The sequence below is a fragment of the Thiomicrolovo immobilis genome (assembly GCF_039645955.1).
Classification (GTDB): domain Bacteria; phylum Campylobacterota; class Campylobacteria; order Campylobacterales; family Sulfurimonadaceae; genus Thiomicrolovo; species Thiomicrolovo diazotrophicus.
On record NZ_CP147916.1, the window covers coordinates 357,906 to 384,365 of the forward strand.

Annotated in this window: 22 protein-coding genes and 5 tRNA genes; 20 read left to right on the forward strand and 7 right to left on the reverse strand. The window is 56.6% G+C overall.

Annotated features, from left to right (window positions below; all coding sequences use genetic code 11):
- Positions 1-2,697, reverse strand: coding sequence for a hypothetical protein (locus WCX72_RS01875; protein WP_345970557.1), 2,697 nt, complete (start codon positions 2,695-2,697; stop codon positions 1-3).
- 142 nt (positions 2,698-2,839) lie between these two features.
- Here WCX72_RS01875 and WCX72_RS01880 point away from each other — a divergent pair, with 142 nt between their 5' ends.
- Both WCX72_RS01880 and WCX72_RS01885 read left to right on the forward strand, forming a co-directional pair.
- A complete protein-coding gene (locus WCX72_RS01880) occupies positions 2,840-3,610 on the forward strand; it encodes an RNA methyltransferase (protein ID WP_345970558.1) in 771 nt (256 codons plus the stop codon).
- A gap of 4 nt (positions 3,611-3,614) precedes the next feature.
- On the forward strand, positions 3,615-4,766 hold the full coding sequence (locus tag WCX72_RS01885) for a phospholipase A (RefSeq protein WP_345970559.1): 1,152 nt from the start codon (positions 3,615-3,617) through the stop codon (positions 4,764-4,766).
- Positions 4,767-4,772: 6 nt separating this feature from the next.
- On the opposite strand, the gene WCX72_RS01890 is transcribed toward WCX72_RS01885, so the two are convergent.
- Together WCX72_RS01890 and WCX72_RS01895 are read right to left on the reverse strand one after the other, a co-directional pair.
- Complete coding sequence (locus WCX72_RS01890) at positions 4,773-5,093, reverse strand: thioredoxin family protein (protein WP_345970560.1); 321 nt, start codon at positions 5,091-5,093, stop codon at positions 4,773-4,775.
- A gap of 20 nt (positions 5,094-5,113) precedes the next feature.
- Positions 5,114-5,851 carry a YaaA family protein gene (locus WCX72_RS01895; RefSeq protein WP_345970562.1) on the reverse strand — a complete coding sequence of 246 codons (738 nt, stop codon included), beginning with the start codon at positions 5,849-5,851 and terminating at the stop codon, positions 5,114-5,116.
- A 97-nt stretch (positions 5,852-5,948) separates the two neighbouring features.
- On the opposite strand from WCX72_RS01895, the gene WCX72_RS01900 reads away from it, so the two are divergent.
- From WCX72_RS01900 to fusA, 18 genes are all read left to right on the forward strand, one after another.
- Positions 5,949-6,024 (forward strand) — tRNA-Thr (locus WCX72_RS01900).
- Between the two features lie 55 nt (positions 6,025-6,079).
- Positions 6,080-6,165 (forward strand) — tRNA-Tyr (locus WCX72_RS01905).
- A 2-nt stretch (positions 6,166-6,167) separates the two neighbouring features.
- A tRNA-Gly gene (locus tag WCX72_RS01910) sits at positions 6,168-6,244 on the forward strand.
- 84 nt (positions 6,245-6,328) lie between these two features.
- Positions 6,329-6,403 (forward strand) — tRNA-Thr (locus WCX72_RS01915).
- Positions 6,404-6,523: 120 nt separating this feature from the next.
- Positions 6,524-7,723 carry an elongation factor Tu gene (gene tuf / locus WCX72_RS01920; protein ID WP_345970563.1) on the forward strand — a complete coding sequence of 400 codons (1,200 nt, stop codon included), beginning with the start codon at positions 6,524-6,526 and terminating at the stop codon, positions 7,721-7,723.
- A gap of 34 nt (positions 7,724-7,757) precedes the next feature.
- Complete coding sequence (rpmG, locus tag WCX72_RS01925; protein ID WP_231020107.1) at positions 7,758-7,910, forward strand: 50S ribosomal protein L33; 153 nt, start codon at positions 7,758-7,760, stop codon at positions 7,908-7,910.
- A 26-nt stretch (positions 7,911-7,936) separates the two neighbouring features.
- A tRNA-Trp gene (locus WCX72_RS01930) sits at positions 7,937-8,012 on the forward strand.
- Positions 8,013-8,117: 105 nt separating this feature from the next.
- Positions 8,118-8,303 (forward strand): preprotein translocase subunit SecE, encoded by a 186-nt coding sequence (secE, locus tag WCX72_RS01935; RefSeq protein WP_345970565.1) that lies wholly within the window; start codon positions 8,118-8,120, stop codon positions 8,301-8,303.
- Positions 8,304-8,313: 10 nt separating this feature from the next.
- Positions 8,314-8,844: a transcription termination/antitermination protein NusG gene (gene nusG / locus WCX72_RS01940; RefSeq protein WP_345970566.1), complete on the forward strand. Its 531-nt coding sequence runs from the start codon at positions 8,314-8,316 to the stop codon at positions 8,842-8,844.
- A gap of 24 nt (positions 8,845-8,868) precedes the next feature.
- Complete coding sequence (gene rplK / locus WCX72_RS01945) at positions 8,869-9,294, forward strand: 50S ribosomal protein L11 (RefSeq protein WP_345970568.1); 426 nt, start codon at positions 8,869-8,871, stop codon at positions 9,292-9,294.
- Positions 9,295-9,367: 73 nt separating this feature from the next.
- Positions 9,368-10,063: a 50S ribosomal protein L1 gene (gene rplA / locus WCX72_RS01950; protein ID WP_345970570.1), complete on the forward strand. Its 696-nt coding sequence runs from the start codon at positions 9,368-9,370 to the stop codon at positions 10,061-10,063.
- A 175-nt stretch (positions 10,064-10,238) separates the two neighbouring features.
- Positions 10,239-10,721, forward strand: coding sequence for a 50S ribosomal protein L10 (gene rplJ / locus WCX72_RS01955; RefSeq protein WP_345970572.1), 483 nt, complete (start codon positions 10,239-10,241; stop codon positions 10,719-10,721).
- A 32-nt stretch (positions 10,722-10,753) separates the two neighbouring features.
- Positions 10,754-11,128 carry a 50S ribosomal protein L7/L12 gene (rplL, locus tag WCX72_RS01960; protein ID WP_345970574.1) on the forward strand — a complete coding sequence of 125 codons (375 nt, stop codon included), beginning with the start codon at positions 10,754-10,756 and terminating at the stop codon, positions 11,126-11,128.
- Positions 11,129-11,304: 176 nt separating this feature from the next.
- Positions 11,305-15,477 carry a DNA-directed RNA polymerase subunit beta gene (gene rpoB / locus WCX72_RS01965; protein ID WP_345970576.1) on the forward strand — a complete coding sequence of 1,391 codons (4,173 nt, stop codon included), beginning with the start codon at positions 11,305-11,307 and terminating at the stop codon, positions 15,475-15,477.
- Positions 15,455-19,963 carry a DNA-directed RNA polymerase subunit beta' gene (rpoC, locus tag WCX72_RS01970; RefSeq protein WP_345970578.1) on the forward strand — a complete coding sequence of 1,503 codons (4,509 nt, stop codon included), beginning with the start codon at positions 15,455-15,457 and terminating at the stop codon, positions 19,961-19,963. The genes rpoB and rpoC overlap by 23 nt, the downstream gene beginning before the upstream one ends.
- A 148-nt stretch (positions 19,964-20,111) precedes the next feature.
- Positions 20,112-20,486 (forward strand): 30S ribosomal protein S12, encoded by a 375-nt coding sequence (gene rpsL, locus WCX72_RS01975; protein ID WP_345970580.1) that lies wholly within the window; start codon positions 20,112-20,114, stop codon positions 20,484-20,486.
- 114 nt (positions 20,487-20,600) lie between these two features.
- A complete protein-coding gene (gene rpsG, locus WCX72_RS01980) occupies positions 20,601-21,068 on the forward strand; it encodes a 30S ribosomal protein S7 (protein WP_231020127.1) in 468 nt (155 codons plus the stop codon).
- 84 nt (positions 21,069-21,152) lie between these two features.
- Positions 21,153-23,243, forward strand: a complete 2,091-nt coding sequence (gene fusA, locus WCX72_RS01985; protein ID WP_345970582.1) for an elongation factor G — start codon at positions 21,153-21,155, stop codon at positions 23,241-23,243.
- An 18-nt stretch (positions 23,244-23,261) separates the two neighbouring features.
- Here fusA and WCX72_RS01990 read toward each other — a convergent pair whose 3' ends face one another.
- From WCX72_RS01990 to prfB, 4 genes are read right to left on the reverse strand one after another with little or no spacing between them, the layout of a single operon-like run.
- Positions 23,262-24,011 carry a DUF3108 domain-containing protein gene (locus WCX72_RS01990; protein ID WP_345970584.1) on the reverse strand — a complete coding sequence of 250 codons (750 nt, stop codon included), beginning with the start codon at positions 24,009-24,011 and terminating at the stop codon, positions 23,262-23,264.
- 6 nt (positions 24,012-24,017) lie between these two features.
- Positions 24,018-24,761: an arginyltransferase gene (locus WCX72_RS01995; protein ID WP_345970586.1), complete on the reverse strand. Its 744-nt coding sequence runs from the start codon at positions 24,759-24,761 to the stop codon at positions 24,018-24,020.
- Complete coding sequence (locus tag WCX72_RS02000) at positions 24,758-25,360, reverse strand: hypothetical protein (RefSeq protein WP_345970588.1); 603 nt, start codon at positions 25,358-25,360, stop codon at positions 24,758-24,760. Before WCX72_RS02000 ends, WCX72_RS01995 begins: the two co-directional genes overlap by 4 nt.
- Before the next feature lies 1 nt (position 25,361).
- Positions 25,362-26,459 (reverse strand): peptide chain release factor 2, encoded by a 1,098-nt coding sequence (gene prfB / locus WCX72_RS02005; RefSeq protein ID WP_345970590.1) that lies wholly within the window; start codon positions 26,457-26,459, stop codon positions 25,362-25,364.
- Between the last annotated feature and the right edge of the window lies 1 nt (position 26,460).

The window sequence follows — 26,460 nt, forward strand, 5'->3', positions numbered from 1 at the left end:
TCAGTAGGCGATGCCCACGCCGAAGCGGACACTGTGGCGGTCCGACGCCAGCGGGGAGTCGCTGTAGTAATAGTCCACGGTGATGGGCAGCGGGAGTTTGTTGAACCAGAAGGTATCAAGTGTCAGCCCGGCCGAGGCCTCTGAAGTGTAGAGGTGCGGGGCCGAGGGGTTGAAAGATTCGAGGTCGTAGTAGGCGTACCCGGCGCGCAGGGCCTCGCGGCGGAGCGAAACGGGGAAGGTAAAGAAGTACGCGGAGAGGTTGAACACCTTGCGCAGCTCCGCATCGGCTTTGAGTGCGCTTTTGGCATACGTCGTGTCGCGCAGGGTCGGCATGACGACCGTCGAGGGGTCGTTCTCTTTGAGCTTGTCGGCGATGCCCGTCGCGAGTTTGACCCCCCGGGCGTCCACACCGTTGTCGGCGTCGCTCTGCGAGTACTGCCCGCCCAGGGCGAGGTAGCACTCGTGGCTCAGGTCGCGTTCCAGCGCCGCCTCCCCGCCCCAGGCAGTGTCCCCACGGTCGAAAGCGACATAGGGGCTCAAAGCGTCAAAGGCGTTGCGGTACATGCTGACACCGTACTGCTCGCTGCGTGCCAGGGGAAGGGAGAGCGAGATCGGGGTCCGGGTATCGGCCTCGTAGTCCTGGTAGTAGGCGGCCCGCAGTGCGCCGTATGCGTAGCCGCGCTGCCAAAAGGGGAGCTCCGCTTCCGCCGAGAAGCCGAAAGGACGGGGAGAGGGTTCGGTGGCATTGCGCTCGGGGGCGTCAATGACGCCGTAGGCGGTCACGGCGAACTGCAGGAGGTACTCGCTGTTGGCGTAGCGCATCCCGCCGAGTGTGTATTCATCGACATTCCGAGTGACGAACGCGGAGAGGAGGTTGCGCGTCAGCGGGTCGGCGAAGTTAAGGGAGAGGTCAAAGAGCACGCCCGCGTCGCTGTCGCTGCCTAAGGCGACGTCCGTACCGCTGTAGTGCAGTTCAAGAGGGGAACGGTAGGGGTGTTCGAGGTCGAGAGCCTCCGCCGATGCATTCGTTTCCGGAGGGTTCTCCCCCATGTGCTCGAAAAAGAGGGTGACCTCGTAGGGCACCTCGTCGATCGTTTCGAGGGAGATCTTTTGATAGCGGTAGGCATCCGCGCCCATCACGGCCGCCAGGGCATGGGTGTCGTCGATGAGGCGCGCCTCGAAGATGGTGTCGGCGGGGTGCGCCCGCGTGATCTTGCCGTTCTCGAAACGGAACAGTCCGGAACCGTGCGGCGTATTGGCGATGAAGTAGACGCGGCCGCGGCTGTCGACGCCGCTGACGTTCCCGTAGTAGCCCCGGAGGGAGAAGAGCGGGGTTTTGTTCCTGTAGAGGGTGCGCGTTTTGCCTTCACCCTGCACGAAATAGTAGAGGTTGTCTTCCCCGTCGATAAAGACGGAGGAGTTGGTCCGGGCATAAAAGCTGTCGCCGACATAGAGCTGCGGCTGGTCGAAGGAGGCGGGCACATCGAAGTAGACGGGGGTGCCGTCGCGGAGGTACCCCTCGATGACGCGGCCGGCCGTGCCGCTTATGAGGTGGGCGCCTTCTGTATAGAGTCCGGCCTCGATGCGCAGCGGAGAGGTGTAGGCGCTGCTCTGGGTCGCGTAGCGTCCTTCGGGGGTCCTGACGACTTTTCCGGCGCGGTAGCTGCCGCTTTCCCGGCTGAGTCTGCCGCTTTTCTTGTCGTAGACGACCAGCTCGGGGAAGCTTCTGCCGGTCGCGTTGACAGTGAAATAGACGGCATCTTTATCGCCGTTGATCGGTGTGTAGAACTGGGTGGCGGCGAGGGGCTTGCTTTCGACATCATTCATCGCTTCCGCTTCCGAGGCCATCTTGTCCGCCCAGGTGTGCAGGGCTGTTTCAAAATCGTAGCCGATACTGCGCCTGGTCGTGCGATTGGTGAAGAAGGGCCAGAACCAGTTATACGAATGCAGCCGCCAGTAGGCATTGACGTCCGCCATCCCGAAGGTACTGGCCAGGTCGTACTGGTAAAAACCCCCCAGGGTGTAGAAATGCGAGCCGTAAAGGAAGTCGTAATGGGCATTGTAGACCCGTTCGGGCGTCAGGAGACCCGCCTTTGCCTGCTGTAGGGTCGCGGCTTTGAAACGGCCGCTGTAGAGTCGTCCTCCGTTGCCGTGCCAGGATTCGTTAAGGACGGCATTCCCCTCCAGCAGAAAGCTGCTTTCAACGATGTTGGGCAGGGTGAACCAGGGCAGCAGGACGAAGCCGTTGCCGAAAATGGTGTGCAGCGTGCTGGAGACGGGGTTGTCCTTGACGTTCATCTGGTAGTTGTGGGCGCTTTCGTGGTAGAGCAGAGTGTTTAGCCAGGAGGTCGTGCTGAAGTAGTCGATCATCAGTGCCCCGCCGCCGTAGTTGATCTGGCGGTTGATGGGATAGGGGGTGGAGAAGCCGTTGGCGATCTGATTGTGGCTGGAGAGCAGGCCGACATAGAGCGTCTCGTCCATCGTGTAGCCGTAGAGCTCGTCATACTGCGGCAACAGGGTGTTCTCGACCGCGGCCGCTTCCCGGGCAACGGGGAGGTTCCCCTCCGTATAGATCAGTTCGCAGCCGCCGATATCGGCCGTGAAGTAGGACACGTCGCAGGGGACGGTACTGCTTTGCAGGAGCGCTGCGTGCAGGCCCAGCGCTGTGAGGATCAGAAGGGGTACCGTTCGGAACATCTGTCAACCTCTGTTAAAAATTCCACAATTATAGTGGCTCCCCGTTTAGAAAGCAATCGGCGGAAAGAGGACGCCCGAGGCGGGGACGGGGCTGCGGAGAATTTTGCCGGGGGCTTCAGCGCCGCGGGGTATAATAACGGCTATGAAAGATTCCGCAAGCTACCAAAAGAAGAAGCGTTTTTTCGAGGGGATGATCACCCTTTACGGCCGCAATGCCGTGGAGGAGGTCCTGGATGATAACGCGGTCGAGATCCATGCGCTCCACCTGGCCGAGTCGAACAAGCAAGAGGGGGTGGTCGACCGTATCACCGCCAAAGCCCGTGCACGGGACGTGGAGATCAAGTACCACTCCAAAGCGGCGCTGTCGCGCATATCACGGAATGCGAAACAGGATCAGGGGGTCGCCCTCGATGTCATTGCGCCGTCCTATCAAAGCGCAGAGGCGCTGCTGGAATCGCCTGCGTCAAGCGGCCGGCTTCTGGCACTTGACGGCATTCACAACCCGCAGAACCTCGGGATGATTATCCGTTCGGCGGCGGCCGGGAACATCGACGGGATCCTGCTGCCCAAACAGGGCAGCGCCAAACTCTCTCCCCTGGTCATGAAAGCGAGCGCAGGGACGCTTTTCAAGCTACCGATCTACTACTGCGATACGCTCCCGGAGATCCTGGAGACACTGCAGGCGCAGGGGTGGAGTATTTTCGGCCTCTCCTCCCACGCCGACGCGACGCTGCATACCCTTGCCGTGCCGGCGAAGACGGTCTTCGTGCTGGGCAATGAGAGCGAGGGAATGAGCGACGCCGTGGCGGCGCACTGCAACGCGCGGGTGGCCATCCCGATGCAGCGGGGAGTCGAATCACTCAATGTCGCCGTGACGGCGGCGCTGCTGGCATTTCTGCCGGCCGGGGAGTGAGCGCATGAAGCGGGTTGCGTTGTGGCTGTTCCTGCTCTGTCTGGGGGCGATGGCGGAGAGCCAGTTCGAGACGGGGATGGAGCATTACCGCCAGGGGGACTACCCCGGTGCGTTTGCAATGTTCGAGGCCGCATACGAGGCATCGAAGGATGAGGACGCGGCCTATATGCTCGCCAGGATGTACGAAAAGGGGGAGGGAGTCGACGCCGATCGCGCCAAGGCTGCGGCCTGGTACCGCCGTTCGGCGCGGCGCTACTTCGAATCCGCGGCAGACTCCTCGCTGCATCGGGAGAACAAACGGCTGCTGACGACCTACCGCGAACTCGACCCGGTCGAGGATAACGAGACCGCCGAGACGATCCGCAAAAGCATCATCTCCGATTTCGGCCTGAAGACCTTTCACGAGAACTACCTGCTCCCTTTCGGGTACCGTGAAGGCGTCTATGACAGCTATGTGCCTTCGGACCATTACAAGAACATTGAAGCGGAGCTGCAGCTGAGCTTCCGCCTCGACTTTCTCCCCAACCTATTCGGCCTGAATGAGACCTATTCGGCCGCCTACACCCAGCGCTCTTTCTGGCAGGTGTATGCCGGCTCCGCACCCTTCCGGGAGACGAACTACCAGCCAGAACTCTTTGTCACCTTTCCGACGGCGTCGCACAAAGTGCCGATCAAGTCTGTCGCGGTCGGGTTTGCCCACCAGTCCAACGGACAGGGGAACATTACCCAGCAGGACCTCGGCGATATCAACGTCAGCAACCCGGGTGCCCTTACCCCCTATCTGCGCAACCGTTCGCGTTCGTGGAACTACGCCTGGACGGAGGCTGTCTTCCAGACGGGCAGCCTCTTTACGGCGCTGAAGTTCTGGTACCGCTTCAAAGAGAAGGACGAGGACGACAACCCGGACCTGACCGATTATCTGGGGTACGGGTCGGTGCGCCTGGTGCTTCCCTACGGTAAAAGTATGACTAGCCTTCTGCTGCGGCAGAATTTCGTGACGGGCAAGGGGGCGCAGCAGCTGATCTGGACCTATCCGCTCTCGCACCGCGAGAACGTCTTCTGGTGTCTGAAGGCCTTCACCGGCTACGGCGAGAGCCTCATCGACTACAACAACTACGTGACGAAGTTTTCGATCGGGTTCAGCTTTTCGCGTTAGCGGCGCCTAGGAGAACATGATCTCGTAGGGGCGGCGGATCGATTCGACGACCTCGCCGACGCTCATATGGCGGCTTTTACGCAGGAACTCCCGGCCGTCGAGGAAGACGAGGAGGGTCGGAATTGCGAAGACGCTGTAGTGCGAAGCGATCTCGGGGGATTCGGAGATGTCGATACTGACGATCTCGACGGCGTCGAAGTTGGTTTCGATCGCGTCGACGAGTTTGGGCTTGAGGGCGTGGCAGACGTTGCAGGTCGGCGCGCTGAAATAGAGCATGACCGCCGGTTTTTCCCGGAGGGTGTTTTCGATCTCTGTGAGTGTTTGCATAACCGAATTTTACCCCACAATCACGCAATAATGTCGAAGATGGCTTCGCGCTTCCCTTTTTTCTCGAGAATCTCCCGGCAGGCGAGTCCTGGGATCTGCGAAGCGAGCAGGGCGTCGATCGTTTCATAGCGGTGCTGCGAGAGGTGGCGCAGTACGATGCCGCGGTATGCCTTCGCCCAGTGGCTGACGACCTTCCCCTCTTTCATGAACTTCATCGTCGTGACGGGATTTGTAGGTTTGAAGAACTTGTCGTAGTAGCCGGCGCGCAGGTCGAGGATCTCGTCATCGCCGATCAGGGCATCGAGCGGGGCGTTGAAGGTATCCTTATAATAGCGTTCGGGCGCGATGCCGCCGACAGTGTTGCCCTGCTTTACTTTATAGGTGGGGATGAGGTCGCCGCCGCGCAGCGGGCCGAAGAGGTTGGAGAAGATGATGAGCCGCTCCTGCAGATAGGCGCTCGCTTCCGCCTCGAGGGAGGGGTAGTCAAGGTAGTCATAGGCGACGCCGTCGTAGCGTTCAACGGCGGGCAGGGTCGGTGCGCTGTAGAGGTCGGCGATATAGGCCCGGGCGTCTTCGGCTTTTTTCAGGCCGAAGAGGGCGAGCACCTGGGCAAGGTTATCACCGCCGACGATACCGTTATAGGTGTCAAGGATCGCTTTGCGGGATGCCAGGCCGAAGAGGAGGTTGTCGTTGTCGATGCTGGCGGAATCGCCGCCGCTGCGTTTGCCTTCGGAGGGGGAGAAAAGGGTAAAAATCATGCTGAAATCTCTTTTTTGCATATTGTACAAAATTTTTTCAATTTAGTCTTGACATGAAGGGTTAAATCGACTATAATTCTGGCTCAATTTCAAATACGCCGGCATAGCTCAGCTGGTAGAGCAACTGATTTGTAATCAGTAGGCCCGGGATTCGACTTCTCGTGCCGGCACCATCTTGAAATTGAATTTTCATTTAGAAACAGTGTTAGACCAGATTTAACAGGCCGTGGTGAGATACTCAAGTGGCCAACGAGGGCAGACTGTAAATCTGCTGGTTTTTACCTTCGGAGGTTCGAATCCTCCTCTCACCACCATTGCGGGAATAGCTCAGTTGGCTAGAGCGTCAGCCTTCCAAGCTGAGGGTCGCGAGTTCGAGTCTCGTTTCCCGCTCCACTGGGAGCTGTAGTATAAGTTGTTTACTACTTCACAACTACATAAATAGTTTTTAGTTTCCCATTATTACTTTATAGATTACATGCCCAGTTAGCTCAGAGGTAGAGCACTTCCTTGGTAAGGAAGAGGTCGGCAGTTCAATTCTGCTACTGGGCTCCACGGAACGTTTGGGTACGTTTCCCTGTAATGACAAAGTAATAATTGGAGCCTAAAAAGCTATTTTGTACGCTTTATCTGGTATAATTCCGTTTCCATTAATTCTTAAAGTCGGAGGACACAATGGCAAAAGAAAAATTTGAACGTACGAAACCGCACGTTAACATCGGTACCATCGGTCACGTTGACCACGGTAAAACTACACTGACTGCTGCGATCACAGCGGTACTCGCTACTAAAGGTGAAGCGGAGCTGATGGACTACGATCAGATCGACAACGCACCGGAAGAGCGCGAGCGCGGTATTACGATCGCAACGTCTCACGTTGAATACGAAACAGACAACCGCCACTATGCGCACGTTGACTGTCCGGGCCACGCCGACTACGTTAAGAACATGATTACGGGTGCGGCACAGATGGACGGTGCTATCCTCGTTGTTTCTGCAGCAGACGGCCCGATGCCGCAAACACGTGAGCATATCCTCCTGTCTCGCCAGGTCGGTGTCCCTTACATCGTTGTCTTCATGAACAAAGAAGATATGGTTGACGACGAAGAACTCCTCGAGCTCGTTGAGATGGAAATCCGCGAACTGCTCGACCAGTACGAGTTCCCGGGTGACGATACTCCGATCGTTGCAGGTTCTGCACTGAAAGCACTGGAAGAAGCAAAAGCTGGTGAAGTTGGCGAGTGGGGCGAAAAGATCCTCAAGCTGATGGACGCAGTTGATGAGTACATTCCGGAGCCGGAGCGCGAAACAGACAAAGACTTCCTGATGCCGGTTGAGGACGTATTCTCTATCTCCGGTCGTGGTACAGTTGTTACTGGTCGTGTTGAGCGCGGTCAGGTCTGTGTCGGTGAGACGATCGAAATCGTCGGTATCAAAGACACTCAGACTACAACAGTCACTGGTGTTGAAATGTTCCGTAAAGAGATGGATTGTGGTGTTGCGGGTGACAACTGTGGTGTCCTCCTCCGCGGTATCGCTAAAGAAGCTGTTGAGCGCGGCCAGGTTCTCTGTAAGCCGGGTTCAATCACTCCGCACACGAAATTCGAAGCAGAAGTCTACATCCTCTCTAAAGAGGAAGGTGGCCGCCATACTCCGTTCTTCAACGGTTACCGCCCGCAGTTCTACGTCCGTACAACAGACGTAACTGGTGCGATCACTCTGCCGGAAGGTACAGAGATGGTTATGCCGGGTGACAACGTTGCAATCGTCGCTGAACTCATCGCTCCGATCGCGATGGAAGAAGGTACACGCTTCGCGATTCGCGAAGGTGGCCGTACAGTCGGCGCCGGCGTCGTTTCCAAAATCCTTGCGTAATCGGGCTACCCGATTCGCAAACTAGGAAAAAACCATGCGTGAAAATATCCACCTCGCTTGTGAAAAGTGCACACGTCGCAACTATCACACAAGCAAAAACAAGAAGACGCACACTGAGAAATTCTCTGTGCGCAAATACTGCAAGTTCTGCCGCGAACATACGGTTCACAAAGAAGCAAAACTGTAAGTTGTTCTCCCGCTCGGGAGAATCATAGGCGAATAGCTCCAATGGTAGAGCGCCGGATTCCAAATCCGATGGTTGGGGGTTCGAGTCCCTCTTCGCCTGCCACATTCCTGATCAATGCAGCCTGTGGGCTTCAGTTATCGCGAATGTCAATGGGTACCTCGAAAAATCTCCGCGTCAGGTTCTTCGAGGTGCGCAAGAGGAATAGAAATGAAATCAACACTTAGCAGTTATGTCAGAAACGCCCGCATCGAGCTCTCTAAAGTCATTTTCCCGACTAAAGCGCAGGTGAAACAGGCGTTCATCGCCGTCGTGGTGGTGGTTGCTTTCGTTTCGATCTTTTTGGCACTTGTAGACCTGATCATGTCTTCATCACTGTCAGCGATTTTGGGCTAAGGGAGAACATATGGCACATCAATGGTATTCTATCCAGACCTACGCAGGCAGCGAACGCAGCGTTAAAAACGCGATCCTCAACCTGGTCGACGAGCATAACCTCGGCGACAAGATTAAAGAGGTCGTCGTCCCGACGGAAGACGTCATCGAGGTCAAAGACGGTAAGAAAAAGATCAGTGAACGTTCCCTCTATTCCGGTTACGTTTTTATCAATGTCGATCTCGACACGCCGACGCAGCACCTGATCCAGTCGCTGCCGCGCGTCTCCGGGTTCATCGGTGAGGCTAACCACCCGACGCCGCTGAGCGACAGCGACATTAACACGATCCTCGACCGCGTCGAGAACCGCGCGGCGCCGAAACCGAAGGTCTACTTCGAAAACGGCGAGATGGTCCGCATCATCGACGGCCCGTTCGCGAACTTTACGGGTACGGTCGACGAGTACGACCTCGAACACGGTACGCTCAAACTCAATGTTTCGATTTTTGGGCGCAGCACCCCGGTGGACATTTCGTACACCCAGGTCGAAAAAATTATTTAATCTTACAAAGGAAAAGGAAGCACAATGGCAAAGAAAGTCATGGGTTATATCAAGTTGCAAATTCAAGCCGGCGCTGCCAACCCGGCACCTCCGGTCGGTCCTGCGCTGGGTCAGCGCGGCGTCAACATCATGGAATTCTGTAAAGCATTCAATGAGAAGACAAAAGACAAAGCGGGCTTCAAAGTTCCGACCATCATTACGGTCTACAACGACAGAAGCTTCTCTTTCGTCACAAAACAGCCGCCGGCGTCTGCACTGCTGATGAAAGCAGCCGGCATCAAGAAGGGTTCTGACAACCCGCTGAAAAACAAAGTCGCCAAGATCACGAAGGCGCAGCTGATGGAAGTCGTCAAGATGAAAATCGCCGACCTTAACACGGACGACGAAGAGATGGCAGCGAACATCCTCGCCGGTTCTGCCCGTTCTATGGGCCTCGAAATTACAGAGTAACTGTAAGCAATCGAACTATCTTCGACCGCAAAGATAGAAAAAAACTGCGGCAGAATAAATTCAGGAGAATAAAATGGCTAGCAAGCGTTATAAGCAGCTGAATGACAAAATCGACGCAGCGAAACAGTACAGCGTCGTTGAAGCGGCAGCGGTCGTAAAAGAACTGCAGTCTGCAAAGTTTGACGAAACGGTCGAAATCGCGATGAACCTGGGTGTTGACCCGCGCCACGCTGACCAGATGGTCCGCGGTGCCGTTGTGCTTCCTCACGGTACAGGTAAAAAAGTTCGCGTCGCCGTTTTCGCAAAAGGTGCTAAAATCGACGAAGCAAAAGCAGCCGGTGCCGATATCGTCGGCACGGATGAACTCGTCGAAATGATCCAGGCGGGCAACATCGACTTCGACGTCGTTGTCGCTGCACCGGACTGTATGGGTGTCGTCGGTAAGATCGGCCGTATCCTCGGGCCAAAAGGTCTGATGCCGAACCCGAAAACGGGTACGGTTACACCGGACGTTGCTACCGCAGTCAAAAACGTCAAAGGCGGCCAGGTCGCTTTCCGTGTTGACAAAAAAGGTAACATCCACGCCGGTATCGGTAAAGCAAGCTTCGACGCTGACAAGATCGCCGAGAACGTCAAAGCGTTCGTCGCCGCGATCAACAAGCAGAAGCCGGCTTCTTCCAAAGGCCGCTACATCAAGAACGCTGCGCTCTCTCTGACGATGAGCCCGGCGCTCAAATTTGACGTCGCCGAACTGGCAGACATCAAGTAATTTCTTCCCCTCCGGGGGACGGAAGTCTTGCGTTTGACATCACGGATGCCAGACGCAAGATTTTCACGAAACGAAGATCTGAAATCTTTGGACTGAAGAGAGTTGGGGGCAGCCTGTGCTGCTTAATCGGCCTTTCCCCGCCCCGCTTGAAGTTAAAGTCTGGAAAGGAGAACGAATGACAAGAGCTGAAAAAACGGAAGTCGTCAACTATCTCACCGGTGAATTCGGAAGTGTTGCGGCCGTCGTTATCTGTGACTATAACGGTCTTGGTGTTGCTGACCTGGAAGAACTCCGCGGTATGGCACGTCAAAGCGATGCGAAGGTTCAGGTTGTTAAAAACACCCTGGCGAACATTGCTCTGGCAAACGCAGAGATGTCAGGTGTCGAGCTGAAAGATATGAACATCTTCATCTGGTCCGACGACGTTATCGGTGCGGCGAAAGTTGCGGCGGATTTCGCAAAGAAAAACGAGAAACTGAGTATCAAAGCCGGTTACCTCGACAAAGAGCCTGCGGACAAAGCGAAAATTGAAGCTTTCGCAAAACTCCCGGGTCGCAACGAACTGCTTGGCATGCTGGCTGCTACCTGGATGGCACCGCTCACCAACTTTACGATCGGTCTCGATGCGCTTAGAAAGAAGCGCGAAGAAGAGGCTTAATTACTATTACTAACTACCATTAGGAGATAAAAATGGCTGTAACTAAAGAAGACGTACTCGAGTACATCTCTAACCTTTCCGTTCTCGAACTGTCCGAACTTGTTAAAGAGTTCGAAGAAAAATTCGGCGTATCTGCTCAGCCGGTCGCTGTTGCTGGTGTTGCCGGTGGCGACGCTGGTGCTGCTGCTGAAGAGAAAACTGAATTCGACGTTATCCTCAAAGACGCTGGTGCGAAGAAGATCAACGTTATTAAAGTTGTCCGCGGCCTGACTGGTCTCGGCCTCAAAGAAGCGAAAGAAGCGGTCGAAACTGCTGGTTCTGTTATCAAAGAAGGCGTCGACAAAGAGACTGCCGAAGCTGCAAAGAAAGAACTCGAAGAAGCCGGCGCTTCTGTCGAACTCAAGTAAGTTTCACTATCATATCGGAAGGCCTCGCCTTCCGAGCTTTTTTCCGGGCGCTTTTGCCATCCGTTTTTGTACGGCTGGCAAAAGTGCCCTTACGTCGTTTATGGCAGGGACGCCTGCTTAGACACTGCACTTACTGAACCGCTTTCAGTAATTTAACTTCATTCGAGGTAGCCTATATGTTAAACACACTCTACTCCGGAAACCGCTTACGTGTTGACTTCGCTAAAACCCCGCAACAGATCGATGTTCCGAACCTCCTTCAACTGCAGCTGAGCTCTTACGAAAACTTTTTGATGATGGATCAGAAGGATCGTGCCGAAAGTGGACTGGAACGTGTATTCCAGTCCGTCTTCCCGATCCATGACGCCCAGAACCGCATTACCCTCGAGTACATGGGTTCTGAAATCGGTACGCCGAAATACACCGTACGCGAATGTATGGAACGTGGACTTACCTACTCCGTCTCCCTGCGCATGAAGACCCGACTGGTCCTCTGGGAACGTGATGAGAACACGAAAGAGAAAAAAGGTGTCAGCGAGATCAAAGAACAGTCGATCTTTATCCGTGACATCCCGCTGATGACGGACCGTACCTCTTTCGTCATCAACGGTGTCGAGCGCGTTGTCGTCAACCAGCTCCACCGCTCACCGGGCGTTATCTTCAAAGAAGAGGAAGCGACCACGGCGGGTAACAAACTGATCTATACCGGTCAGATCATCCCGGACCGCGGTTCTTGGCTCTATTTCGAGTATGACCCGAAAGACATCCTCTACATGCGCATCAACAAGCGCCGTAAAGTGCCTGTTACGATCATGTTCCGTGCCCTGGGGTACAGCAAACAGGATATCCTGAAGCTCTTCTACCCGCTCCAGACGATCGAGATCGTCGACAACGCCTTCCTGATGCCGTTCGAACCGGAGCAGTTCGACGGTCGCCTGGAGTTCGACCTGCGTGACGAATCCGGCGAAGTCCTCGTCGCAGCCGGCAAACGTCTCTCTGCGAAAAAAGCGCAGAAGATGATCGAAACCGGCACGACGCGTGTCCAGTACCCGGTCGAAGTGCTTTGCGAACGTCACCTTGCCGAACCGATCATCAACCCTGAAACGGGCGAAGTTCTCTTCGATACGATGACCTCCATCGACGAGATGAAACTCAAGAAGATCGCGGAAGCGGGCATCGGCTCCTTCGTCATCGCGAACGACCTGGCCTCCGGCGTCGACAGCTCCATCATCAACGCGTTCCTGGCGGACGCGGACTCCTTGAAGCTGCTCAAGCAGACTGAAGAGCTCGAAGATGAGAACGACCTGGCAGCGATCCGTATCTACAAGGTAATGCGCCCGGGCGAACCGGTCACCAAAGAGGCGGCAAAAGCTTTTGTCAACCAGCTCTTCTTTGACCCGGAACGTTACGACCTGACCCGCGTCGGCCGTATGAAGATGAACCATAAGCTTGGCCAGGAGATCCCGGAGTACGTCACCGTACTGACCAACGAGGATATCATCAACACGGTCAAGTACGTCATCAAAGTCAAGAACGGCAAGGGCCACATCGACGACCGTGACCACCTCGGTAACCGCCGTATCCGCTCCATCGGTGAGCTTCTCGGCAACGAGCTGCACAACGGTCTGATCAAGATGCAAAAAGCGATCAAGGACAAGCTCTCCACGATGAGCGGTCCGATGGCCGAACTGATGCCGCACGACCTGATCAACTCCAAAATGATCACTTCGACGATCATGGAGTTCTTCTCCGGCGGTCAGCTGAGCCAGTTCATGGACCAGACGAACCCGTTGTCAGAAGTGACGCACAAGCGCCGCCTCTCCGCACTGGGCGAGGGCGGCCTCGTCAAAGAGCGCGCGGGCTTCGAAGTCCGTGACGTCCACCCGACGCACTACGGCCGTATCTGTCCGATCGAGACCCCGGAGGGTCAGAACATCGGTCTTATCAACACCCTCGCGACCTACGCGAAGGTCAATGAGCACGGCTTTATCGAAGCGCCGTACAACGTGGTCAAAGACGGCATCGTCCAGTACGGTGACGAGAACGTCATCTATCTGACGGCGACCCAGGAAGAGGGGATGACCATCGCTGCGGCATCGAACAAAGTCGATGCGAACGGCAAGTTCGCCGAAGAGCTCATCGAGCTGCGCAAAGACGGTGAGATCATTCTCGGTTCTCCTACCGATGCGGACTACATGGACCTTTCGTCACACATGGTCGTCGGTGTCGCCGCGTCGCTGATTCCGTTCCTCGAACACGATGACGCGAACCGCGCGCTGATGGGATCGAACATGCAGCGCCAGGCGGTACCGCTGCTCAAGCCGTCCGCACCGATGGTCGGTACGGGTATCGAGAAACTGGTTGCCCGCGATGCGTGGGAAAGCGTCAAAGCGAAGCGTGCCGGTGTCGTCGAGAAGATCGACGCCCGCCACATCTACGTCATCAGCAAGGACGAAGAGGGTGCGGTCATCGATTACTACCCGCTGCAGAAGAACCTGCGTACCAACCAGAATACGACGTTCGGTCAGAAGCCGATCGTTAAGGTCGGGGAGAAGGTCGAAGCGGGCCAGGTCATTGCTGACGGTCCGAACATGGATCAGGGTGAACTCGCCCTCGGCCAGAACGCGCTCGTCGCGTTTATGCCGTGGAACGGTTACAACTTCGAGGATGCGATTGTCATCTCCGAAAAGCTGATCCGCGAAGATGCGTACACTTCCGTTCACATCTACGAGAAAGAGGCGGAAGCGCGTGAGCTGAAGCACGGTGTCGAAGAGATTACCCGTGACATCCCGAACGTCCGCGACGAAGACCTTGCGCACCTGGATGACAGCGGTATCGTGAAGATCGGTACTTATGTCAACGGCGGGATGATCCTCGTCGGTAAAGTTTCACCGAAGGGCGAAGTGAAGCCGACGCCTGAAGAGCGTCTTCTGCGTGCCATCTTCGGTGAAAAAGCGGGCCATGTCGTCAACAAGTCGCTCTACTGCCCGCCGAGCATGGAGGGGGTCGTCGTCGACGTCAAGGTCTTTACGAAAAAAGGCTATGACAAAGACCCGCGTACCCTCGAGATGGAGAAAGCGGAGCGCGACGAGCTCGAGCGCGAGCACTACGACCGCCTGCTCATGATCGACAAAGAGGAGATGATGCGTGTCGTCTCCCTGCTGACGAAGTCGCCGCTGGAGAGCGACGTGACGGCGAACGGTACTTCTTACAGCGCCGGCGACCTGATCAAGGCGGAAGACCTTGAGAACGTCAACCGCTTCGCGATGAACAACATCGTCAAAGCGTACAGCGAAGAGGTCCAGGCGAAGTACAACAAGACGAAGAACCACTTCCAGAAAGAGAAGAAGAAGTTCCGCGACGAGCACGAAGAGAAGCTGACGATCCTTGAAAAAGACGACATCCTCCCCAACGGCGTCGTCAAGTACGTCAAGGTCTACATCGCGACGAAGCGCAAGCTGAAAGTCGGGGACAAGATGGCCGGTCGTCACGGGAACAAGGGTATCGTCTCTACGATCGTCCCGGAAGTCGACATGCCGTACATGGCGAACGGTCGCTCCGTCGACGTCTGTCTGAACCCGCTGGGGGTTCCGTCGCGTATGAACATCGGTCAGATCCTCGAGATGCACCTCGGTATGGTCGGCCGCGAGCTCGGCTACCAGATCCAGGAGCAGTTCGAGCAGGAACAGGCGGATCTGATCGCTTCGATTCGCAAGCAGCTCGGCGAGATCGCCGGCGCGGCACGCCTGATGAAACTCGAGGATGCCGTTGCCAAGATGAGCGACGACGAGATCCTGAAATTCGGTCGTGACTGGGCGAAGGGCGGGGTCCGTTTCGCGACGCCGATCTTCGAAGGGGTCAACGCCGAAGAGTTCGAGAACCTCTTCGCGATGGCGAAGATGGATAAAGACGGTAAAACCGTCCTGTTCAACGGTAAGACCGGTGAACAGCTCAAAGAGCGTGTCAACGTCGGTTACATGTACGTCATCAAACTGCACCACTTGGTCGACGAGAAAGTCCACGCCCGTTCCACGGGGCCGTACTCCCTCGTTACCCAGCAGCCGGTCGGCGGTAAAGCCCTCTTCGGCGGTCAGCGCTTCGGGGAGATGGAAGTATGGGCTCTCGAGGCCTACGGTGCTTCCGCGGTCCTCAAAGAGATGCTGACGATCAAGTCGGATGACGTTGACGGTCGTGTCGCGGCGTACAAAGCATTGACAAAAGGTGAAAGCGTGCCGGAATCCGGTATTCCGGAAACGCTGTTCGTACTGACAAAAGAGCTGCAATCCCTTGCGCTTGATGTAGAGATTTTTGACGAGGTGGAAGACGATGAGCAAATTAGTGCCGATTGAAGTTACGGAAGAGAATCGCCCGAAGGACATTAAACAGCTGCAGTTCCGCCTGGCGAGCCCGGAGAAGATCCTCTCTTGGAGCCACGGCGAAGTCAAAAAGCCGGAGACAATCAACTACCGTACCCTGAAACCGGAGCGCGACGGCCTCTTCTGTGCCAAGATCTTCGGTCCGGTCCGCGATTACGAGTGTCTCTGCGGCAAATACAAGAAGATGCGCTACAAGGGCGTCGTCTGTGAGAAGTGTGGCGTTGAAGTCACAACGTCAAAAGTACGCCGTACCCGTATGGGTCACATCGATCTGGTCACGCCGGTAGCGCACATCTGGTATGTCAGCTCCCTGCCGAGCCGTATCGGTACGCTCCTGGGTGTGAAGATGAAAGACCTCGAGCGTGTACTCTACTACGAGGCGTACATCGTCAAAAGCGGCGGCGAAGCGTTCTATGACGCGGAGCAGAGCGCCCCGGTTCTGAAGTACGACGTCCTCAACGAAGAGCAGTACCGTACCCTTAACCAGCGCTACAGCGAGAGCGGTTTCGTTGCCCAGATGGGCGGCGAGGTCATCCGTGACCTGCTCGACGACATCGACCTGGTTGAACTCTTCTCCGTCCTCAAAGAGGAGATGGAGGGGACCCGTTCCGAAGCGAAGCGCAAAACGATCGTCAAGCGTCTGAAGGTCATCGAATCTTTCCTGAACTCCGGAAACAACCCGGCATGGATGATGCTTTCGGTTCTGCCGGTCCTGCCGCCGGATCTGCGTCCGCTGGTTTCCCTGGACGGGGGCAAGTTCGCCGTCTCCGACGTCAACGACCTCTACCGCCGTGTTATCAACCGTAACCAGCGTCTGAAGCGTCTGATCGAGCTCGAAGCGCCGGAGATCATCGTGCGTAACGAGAAGCGTATGCTTCAGGAATCCGTTGATGCCCTCTTCGACAACGGCCGTCGTGCCAATGCCGTCAAGGGTGCGAACAAGCGTCCGCTGAAATCCCTCTCTGAGGTTATCAAAGGTAAGCAGGGTCGTTTCCGTCAGAACCTGCTCGGTAAGCGTGTCGACTTCTCCGGCCGTTCCGTCATCGTCGTCGGTCCGGACCTCAAGATGGACCAGTGCGGTCTGCCGAAGAAGATGGCCCTTGAGCTCTTCAAGCCGCACCTGATCGCGAAGCTCGAAGACAAAGGGTACGCGACGACCGTCAAGGCGGCCAAAAAGATGATCGAAGACCAGACTAACGAAGTCTGGGAGTGCCTCTCAGAGATCGTTGAAGGTTACCCGATCATGCTCAACCGTGCGCCGACGCTGCACAAACTGTCTATTCAGGCCTTCCACCCGCGCCTGATCGACGGTAAAGCGATCCAGCTGCACCCGCTCGTCTGTGCGGCCTTCAACGCCGACTTCGACGGTGACCAGATGGCGGTCCACGTGCCGCTCTCCGCCGAGGCGATCGCCGAGGCGAAGGTCCTGATGCTCTCATCCATGAACATCCTGCTGCCGGCGTCCGGTAAAGCGATCGCGACACCGTCACAGGATATGGTCCTCGGGATCTACTATATCTCCCTGGAGAAGAACGGCGTCGTCGGTTCGAACAAACTCTTTGCCAATGTCGACGAGATCCGTATCGCGCTGGAGCAGGGTGCGCTTGATCTGCACGCCCGCATCCGTACCCGTGTCGACGGACGCATGATTACCACGACGGTCGGCCGTCTCCTTATCAAAGAGATCCTGCCTGACTTCGTCCCGGTCGATCTGTGGAACCGCGTCATGAAGAAAAAGGCGATCAACGCCCTGGTCGACTATGTCCAGAAGCATGGTGGTATCGCCGTCACAGCCGGTTTCCTTGACCGCCTCAAAAACCTCGGTTTCAAACATGCGACCGAGGCGGGTGTTTCCATCTCCGTCGACGACGTTATCGTCCCCGAAGAGAAACCGGAGCTGATCGCGCAGTCCAAGGCGAAAGTCAAAGAGATCCAGAAGCAGTATGAAGCGGGCCTTCTGACCGAGCAGGAGCGTTACAACAAGATTATCGACGTCTGGACCGACGTCAACAATACGCTTGCGGGCGATATGATGCATCTGATTGAGAACGACAAAGCCGGGTTCAACTCCATCTACATGATGGCGGACTCCGGGGCGCGGGGTTCTGCAGCCCAGATCCGTCAGCTGGCCGGTATGCGTGGTCTGATGGCGAAGCCGGACGGCTCGATCATTGAAACGCCGATTATCTCGAACTTTAAAGAGGGTCTGAACGTCCTCGAGTACTTCATTTCGACCCACGGTGCCCGTAAAGGTCTCGCGGATACCGCGCTCAAGACGGCGAATGCCGGTTACCTGACGCGTAAACTCGTCGACGTCGCGCAGAACGTGAAGATCGTCGAGGATGACTGTGGTTCCCACGAGGGGATCGAGATCACAGATATCTCCATCGGTAACGAAATGATCGAACCGCTCGAAGACCGTATCTACGGCCGCGTACTCGCCGAAGACGCGATCGACCCGATCACCAATGAGATCCTCTACCCCGAGGGCGAGCTGATCGACGAGATCAAGGCGAGCAAGATCGTTGAAGCGGGCATCAAGTCCGTGCATATCCGTACACCGGCGACCTGTAAGTCCGAAGGCGGCGTCTGTGCGCTCTGTTACGGTAAAAACCTCGGAACGGGCGAACTGGTCCGCAAAGGGGAAGCCGTCGGTATCATCGCGGCGCAGTCGATCGGGGAACCGGGGACGCAGCTGACCCTGCGTACCTTCCACGTCGGCGGTACGGCGTCCAGTACCCGTGAAGAGCGCCAGGTCACGGCGACGAAGAAAGGTTTCATCCGTTACTACAACCTGAAAACCTATAAGAACCAGGAAGGCAAGAACATCGTTGCCAACCGCCGTAATGCGGGTGTGCTCCTGGTCGAGCCGAAGATCAAAGCGCCGTTCGACGGTACGATCGACATTCAGTCGATCCACGACGAAGTGCTTATCAGCGTGAGCAACGGTGAGCAGACACAGCGTTACACCCTGCGTAAGACCGAGGTTGCCCGTCCGAACGAACTGGCCGGCGTCAGCGGTAAGATCGAAGGGAAATTCTACCTGCCGTACGAGAGCGGCGCGACGGTGACGGCGCACGAGTCGATCGTCGAAACGATCCGCGACGGTTGGAACGTTCCGAACCGTATCCCGTACGCTTCCGAGCTGCTCGTCGATGACGGTGCGCCGGTCACACAGCGTGTCGAAGCGGGTGCGAAAGGCACCGTGAAGTTCTTCCTGCTCAAAGGGGACTACCTCGAGCGCTACGATGCGATCAGCAAGGGCTACGAAGTCACCGAGAAGGGGCTCTTCGCCGTGGTCGTCGATGCCGACGACCGTGAAGCGAACCGCCACTACATCGCCCGCGGCTCCATCGTCGATATCGAGGACGATGCGGCTGCGGAGGCCACCACGGTCATCGCACACGCGGCGACGGCGGAATCCCTCGTCATCGCCGAGTGGGACCCGTACTCCAACCCGATCATCTCCGAAGCGGCCGGTACGGTCAAGTTCGAAGATATCATCCCGGGTGTGACGGCCTCCGAGCAGTTCGATGAACTGACGGGTAAAACGCGTCTGATGATCAACGAATACATCGCGCCAGAATACAAGCCGGCGATCGTGCTGGCGACGGAAACCGGCGAGATCATCCGCTACGCGGTTGAACCGAAGACGGCGGTCTTCGCCCAGGACGGTGCGGAGGTCAACGTCGCCGACATCCTGGCGAAGACACCGAAAGCGCTCCAGAAGTCCCGGGACATTACCGGGGGTCTTCCGCGGGTTTCCGAGCTCTTCGAAGCGCGTAAACCGAAAGATGTCGCCCTCATCGCCGAGATCGACGGTGTTGTCAGCTTCGGCAAGCCGCTGCGCGGCAAGGAACGTATCATCATTACCGGTGAAAACGGCATCATGAAAGAGTACTTTGTCGACAAGAACCAAAACGCCCTGGTCCACCCGGGCGAATTCGTTCACGCCGGCGAACGTCTCTCCGACGGGATGGTCTCGAGCCACGAGATTCTGCGTATCCTCGGTGTCAAGGCGCTTTACAACTACCTGGTCAGTGAAGTCCAGCAGGTCTACCGCCGCCAGGGGGTTAACATCGCGGACAAACACATTGAGGTCATCTTTACCCAGATGATCCGCCAGGTCAAGATCGTCAAGTCCGGCGATACGAAGTTCATTCAGGGCGACCTCGTCTCGAAGAACCGTTTCAAAGAGGAGAACGAGAAGATCCTGCGCCTGGGCGGCGAGCCGGCGATCGCCGAGCCGTTCCTGGTCGGTATCACCCGTGCTTCCGTCAGTGCGGACTCGATCATCTCCGCGGCGTCGTTCCAGGATACGACCAAGGTCCTGACCGAAGCGGCGGTCTCCGCGAAGATCGACGACCTGACCGATATGAAAGAGAACGTCATCATCGGTCGTACCATCCCGGCCGGTACCGGTATGTACAAAGACTCCGTCATCGACTTCGACGCGTAAGCAACTCTCCCGCGGGGCTTCCCCGCACCCTCTCTCCCCTTTCACTTAAGATAAGCTAAAATTCAACTAAACTTTAGTATTATTTCGCGTTCAATACTCTCTCGTGAGAAGTATCTACTGGAACATTTTAAATTATGAAAGGATTCAAATGCCTACAATCAACCAGTTGATTCGTAAAGAGCGCAAGGCTGTGATCAAGAAGTCCAAGTCTCCTGCACTCGTAAACTGCCCGCAGCGCCGCGGCGTCTGTACGCGCGTTTACACGACAACACCGAAGAAACCGAACTCGGCGCTTCGTAAAGTCGCAAAAGTCCGCCTGACATCAGGATTCGAGGTTATCTCTTACATCGGTGGTGAAGGCCACAACCTGCAAGAGCACTCCATCGTTCTCGTACGTGGCGGCCGTGTCAAAGACCTTCCGGGTGTTAAGTATCACATCGTTCGCGGTGCGCTCGATACTGCCGGTGTTGCCAACCGTACGGTTGCACGTTCTAAATACGGTACGAAACGTCCGAAGAAATAAGAACGACCCTATAGTCAAGCATTGAGTATCGGGGGATTGCCCTGAGAAGATGTGAATACAAAGCGAGAGCTTTGAGTAAATTTTGAAAAAAATTGAAGCAAATAAGGAAATACAATGCGTAGAAGAAGAGCGCCCGTCCGTGAGATTATGCCTGACCCGGTTCACGGCAGCAAAGTCCTGACGAAGTTCATCAATAAAATCATGCTCGACGGTAAGAAGAGCACCGCTGAGAAGATTATGTACAGCGCGCTGGATATCATCAGTGCCCGCGGCGAAAAGCCGGGTATCGAAATCTTCAACGAAGCGATCGACAACATCAAGCCGGTCCTGGAAGTCAAGAGCCGCCGCGTCGGTGGGGCAACCTATCAGGTTCCAGTAGAAGTACGCCCTGTCCGCCAACTCTCCCTGGCGATCCGCTGGCTTGTCGATGCTGCCCGTAAACGCAATGAGCGTACGATGGCAGAACGCCTGGCGAACGAACTGATGGATGCAGCGTCCGATAAAGGTTCTGCATTCAAGAAGAAAGAAGATACCTACAAGATGGCAGAAGCGAACAAAGCGTTCGCCCACTATCGCTGGTAATCGTTATGCAACCCTTCCGTGCTACTATCGCGTCTCGCTTTAGGGCACGGTCCCCTCTAACTACTATATCTAAGGCTAATAACAATGGCAAGATCTCATAAACTCGAAGATGTAAGAAATATCGGTATCGCCGCGCACATCGATGCGGGTAAGACGACGACGACCGAACGTATCCTCTTCTATACCGGTGTTGAGCACAAGATCGGTGAGGTACACGACGGTGCGGCGACGATGGACTGGATGGAGCAGGAGCAGGAGCGCGGTATTACGATTACTTCCGCAGCGACAACGTGTACCTGGGACGGCAAACAGATCAACATTATCGACACCCCGGGCCACGTCGACTTCACCATCGAAGTTGAGCGTTCCATGCGTGTTCTTGACGGTGCGGTTTCCGTATTCTGTGCCGTCGGTGGTGTTCAGCCGCAGTCTGAGACTGTCTGGCGCCAGCGTAACCGCTACGGTGTACCGTCTATCGTTTTCGTTAACAAGATGGACCGTATCGGTGCGGACTTCTACGAAGTCGAAAACCAGATCCGCGACCGCCTCAAAGGTAACCCGGTTCCGATCCAGCTGCCGATCGGTGCGGAAGATAACTTTGAAGGTATCGTCGACCTCGTCAAGATGAAAGAGATCGTCTGGGACCAGGACGCGGCGATGGGTTCTGCTTACCATGAGCAGGACATCCGTGCTGAACTCCAGGACAAAGCGGACGAGTACCGCGAGAAGATGATCGAAGAGATCTCTTCCGTCGACGGCAACGAAGAGCTGATGGAGAAATTCCTCGAAGGGGAAGAGATCTCCAATGACGAGATCATCGCGGCGATCAAGCGTGCGACGATCGCAATGCACATCGTTCCGATGACAGCGGGTACGGCGTTCAAGAACAAGGGTGTTCAGACCCTGCTTGACGCGGTTGTCGCTTACCTGCCGGCGCCGACGGAAGTTGCGGCGATCCGCGGTACGATGATGGACGACGAAGAGAAAGAGGTTGCCGTCGAGTCTACGGACAACGGACCGTTCGCGGCCCTGGCGTTCAAGATTATGACCGACCCGTTCGTCGGCCAGCTGACCTTCATCCGTGTTTACCGCGGTATTCTCGAGTCGGGCTCTTACGCGCACAACACGACGAAAGACAAGAAAGAGCGTGTCGGCCGTATCATGAAGATGCACGCCATCAAGCGCGAAGAGGTCAAAGAGATCTACGCAGGCGAGATCGGTGCGGTCGTCGGTCTGAAAGACACGACTACGGGTGACACCCTGGCGTCCGAGAAAGACAAGGTCGTTCTCGAGCGTATGGACTTCCCGGAGCCGGTTATCTCCGTTGCGGTTGAACCGAAAACGAAAGCCGACCAGGAAAAAATGGGTATTGCGCTGGGCAAACTGGCTGCGGAAGACCCTTCTTTCCGTGTTCACACCGACGAAGAGTCCGGCCAGACGATCATCTCCGGTATGGGTGAGCTTCACCTCGAGATCATTGTCGACCGTATGAAGCGCGAGTTCAAAGTCGAAGCCGAAGTCGGTGCGCCGCAGGTTGCCTACCGCGAATCGATCAAGAGCGAAGTCGAGCAGGAGTACAAGTACGCCAAGCAGTCAGGCGGTCGCGGTCAGTTCGGTCACGTCTACCTGCGCATCAAGCCGGGCGAAGCGGGTTCAGGTTACGTTTTCCACAACGAGATCAAAGGTGGTGTTATTCCGAAAGAATTCATCCCTGCGGTTCAGAAGGGTTGTGAAGAAGCGATGCAGAACGGTATCCTCGCGGGCTACCCGATCGAAGACGTCGAAGTCGCACTTTACGACGGTTCCTACCACGACGTCGACTCCTCCGAGATGGCGTTTAAACTCGCGGCTTCCATGGGCTTCAAAGAGGGCGCGCGCAAAGCGAACCCGGCGATCCTCGAGCCGATGATGAAAGTCGAAGTCGAAGTCCCCGAAGAGTACATGGGTGACGTTATCGGCGATATGAACCGCCGTCGCGGCCAGGTGAACAACATGGGCGACCGTGGTGGTAACAAGATCGTCGACGCTTTCGTACCGCTCTCCGAGATGTTCGGTTACTCCACGGACCTGCGTTCTTCCACGCAGGGACGTGCGACCTACTCTATGGAGTTCGACCACTACGAAGAAGTTCCGCGCAACGTCGCAGACGAAATCATCAAGAAGCGCAACGGCTAAGCCGTTGCCCCCCGGAGCCTACGGGCTCTTTTTCAACCACTCCCGCTCCACTTTCAAATCACCAAACAGCAGAACATCCTTTAAGATAGCACTTTTAACGTAAAACGTTTCGTCCGTTTCGATTGCCATCTCCCCGTGGGCACTTCGGAAAATATCCTGATCCAGCTGGACCCTGTAGCGGTACGGTAAGAGGGCACGTTCGATATGTACTTTTCCCCTGCCTGCCCCTGCGGCATTGAAGGTCAGGGAGTGCTCCGGTGCGAGCGTCGCAAGCTGCTGCCGTACATTGAAATAGAGGGTCAGGAGGTCATTGTCGGCGCGATAAGGTTCGAGTTGGAAGGAGCGGCGCTCGGCGGGTCTGGTCGTCGTGACATAGCGCATGGATGCGGCATCGAACCGCCGCAGGGTGACGCGCATTTTTTCGTGCTGGGAGCGGAGTATGCCGCTGGGCCCGAAACGGTAGAGCTGTTCGCGGCGGTAGTCGTCCATCGTCCGCAGGACGCGGTAGCGTTCGGGAACGAGACGCCCCGCGGCGTCGATGTGGCCTTCGCTCTGAAAATATTCGCTGTGATGGTGCGCGAGCAGGGCGGCAACGCCCTGGAGCGTCGCGTTCGCTTCGATGCGGTAACGGCCCGCGTCCGTCTGCAGCTTCAGTGTGGCGCTCCCCACCTGCCCGATCACCCAGAATGAGATGGCGTAGCGCGCTTCGATCGTTGCGGCGCTCAGGCTGAATGCGGCGGCGGTGAGCAGGGCGAGGATACGCATCATACGCGCCTAGGAGGGGAGGTCGGTCCAGATGTCGGTCTCTTCGTCGGCGGGGCGTCCCTGCAGCTGCAGAAGAGGGGTATAGGCGCGTTTGTACATCAGGCTCTGGCACCCTTCGACATAGTAGCCCAGATAGATCCAGGGCAGGCCGCGCTCCTTGGCCATTTTGATCTGCCGGAGCAAGGAGTATTTGCCGAGGGAGCGGCCGGCGTACTCTGGATCATAGTAGAAGTAGATCGAGGAGATGCCGCTGGGGAGGATATCGATGAGATCGACGCCGATGAGGCGTTCGCGGTCGAAATAGAGCACTTCGTAGCCGAAGTCGTTGTAGCCGTGCACAAAGGAGCTGTAGTAGTTGCGGGGGGTGACGGGCTGCTCGTCCCATCCGCGGTGGTGGTGCATATAGTGGTGATAGTCGGTGAAGAGCTCGAGATGTTTCCGGCTCATGCCGGGACGGCGGATCATGACGCTGAGGTCCTCGTTTTTTCGCAGGACCCGTTTTTCCGAACGGCTGAACCGGTAGGCAGCGACGTCTATTTTGATACTTTCGCAGGCGCGGCAATCGCTGCAGATGGGCCGGAAGAACATCTCGCCGAAACGGCGCCAACCCCGGCGAATGAGGTGATCGCAGTAGGTCGGGGAACAGTGGGCGATGATCTTGTAGTGGGTCGTCTGCCCCTGTTCGGGGAGGTAGGCGCACTTCTCTTCGAGGGCGCACTCCTTGAGCAGCCGGTTCGCGCCCTGGGTCTTCATCGCTTCTGCTCGATCAGCTTCGTGGTGGTGTGTTCGAGGGTGTCGATGAGACGGTTCTCCTGTTCGGGGGAGAGTTTGCCGGAGGTGATGGAGTCGAGCATCTTCTCGGCCATCTTCATCTTCATCTCCTGCTCCTGGACCCGGAGCTTGTAGAGGAGCTCGTCCTCGTGGATCTTGAGGCGCTCCTTGCGGTTCTTGCCGGTGTAGTAGAAGAGGAACCAGAAGAGCAGGAGCAGCGCGGCGCCGATCAGCCAGACAAAATAGGTCGCCTCTTCATGCTCTTTCTCAATGGCGATCTTTTTGGTCTGGGCCTCCTCCATCGCCACCTCTTTGGTGATGCCGGCCTTGGCGACGTCGGTCTCGGAAATGAGCTTCTGGACTTCGATGTCGCGCGCTTTGTTGATCAGGGCGATCTCTTTGTCGGCGTCGGCTTTGATCTTGGCCGTTTCGACCTTCTCGGAGCGTTCGCGGAGCTGTTGCGGTGTCGCGTAGGGGCCTTGGGGATTCTGTCCCATCAGGTAGGGCTGCTGGCGGCTGTTACTTTCACCGCAGCCCAAGAGCAGCAGCAGCGGAAACAGAGCGAGGATCAGCCCGCGCATGCTAGCTCCTGCTCTGCGCGATCAGTACCCCTTCGAGCATCTTGTCGATGTCGCCGTCGAGGATGCCCGTGACGTTGGAGTAGGCCTCGTTCGAACGGGTGTCCTTGACCTGCTGGTAGGGCTGCATGACATAGGAGCGGATCTGGTGGCCCCAGCCGATCTCGCTCTTCTCGATCCCCGCCTCCTCCGCGCGTTTGAGTTCGAGTTCGTACTCGTAGAGGCGGGATTTGAGCATCTTCATCGCCGTCGCCTTGTTCTTGTGCTGGCTCCGGTCGTTCTGGCACTGCACGACGATATTCGTCGGGATATGGGTGATGCGAATGGCCGATTCGGTTTTGTTGACGTGCTGGCCGCCGGCGCCGGAGGCGCGGTAGGTGTCGATACGGATGTCTTTGTCCTCGATGACGATGTCGATGTCATCCTCGATTTCCGGGGAGACGAGCACCGAGGTAAAGGAGGTGTGGCGCTTGGCGTTGGAGTCGAAGGGGCTGATGCGCACGAGGCGGTGAATGCCGTTTTCGACCTTGAGATAGCCGTAGGCGTTCTCGCCCTTGATGATGATGGAAGCGTCTTTGATCCCCGCCTCTTCGCCGCTCTGGTAGTCGAGGGTCTCGACGCTGAAGCCGCGCCGCTCCGCCCAGCGGGTATACATCCGCAGCAAAATGGAGGCCCAGTCCTGGGACTCGGTACCGCCCGCACCCGGGTGGATGGAGACGATGGCGTTGTTGCCGTCGTTGGGACCGCTGAGCAGCACCTCTATCTCCATGGTGCGGACGTTCTCTTCCAGATTGGCAGCTTCGTCGAAGAGGGTCTGGACCGTCTCCTCGTCACCCTCCTCCTTGGCCATCTCGTAGAGGTCGGCGGCGTCGTCGAGGGCCCCGGCTGCGGTCGCGTATTTGGCGAATTTGCGTTCCAGCTGGGTCTTCTCTTTCTGCACGACCGCTGCGTTGGCGGCGTCGTTCCAGAAGTCCTGGGAGTTTTCCAGCTCCGCGATCGCTTCCAGGCGGGTATTGATGGCATCGGGCTGGACGACGCCCGTAATGTTCTGCATCTTCGTTTTAAGGGTTTTCAGCAGTTCGCCGTATTCGTAATGGTCCAAA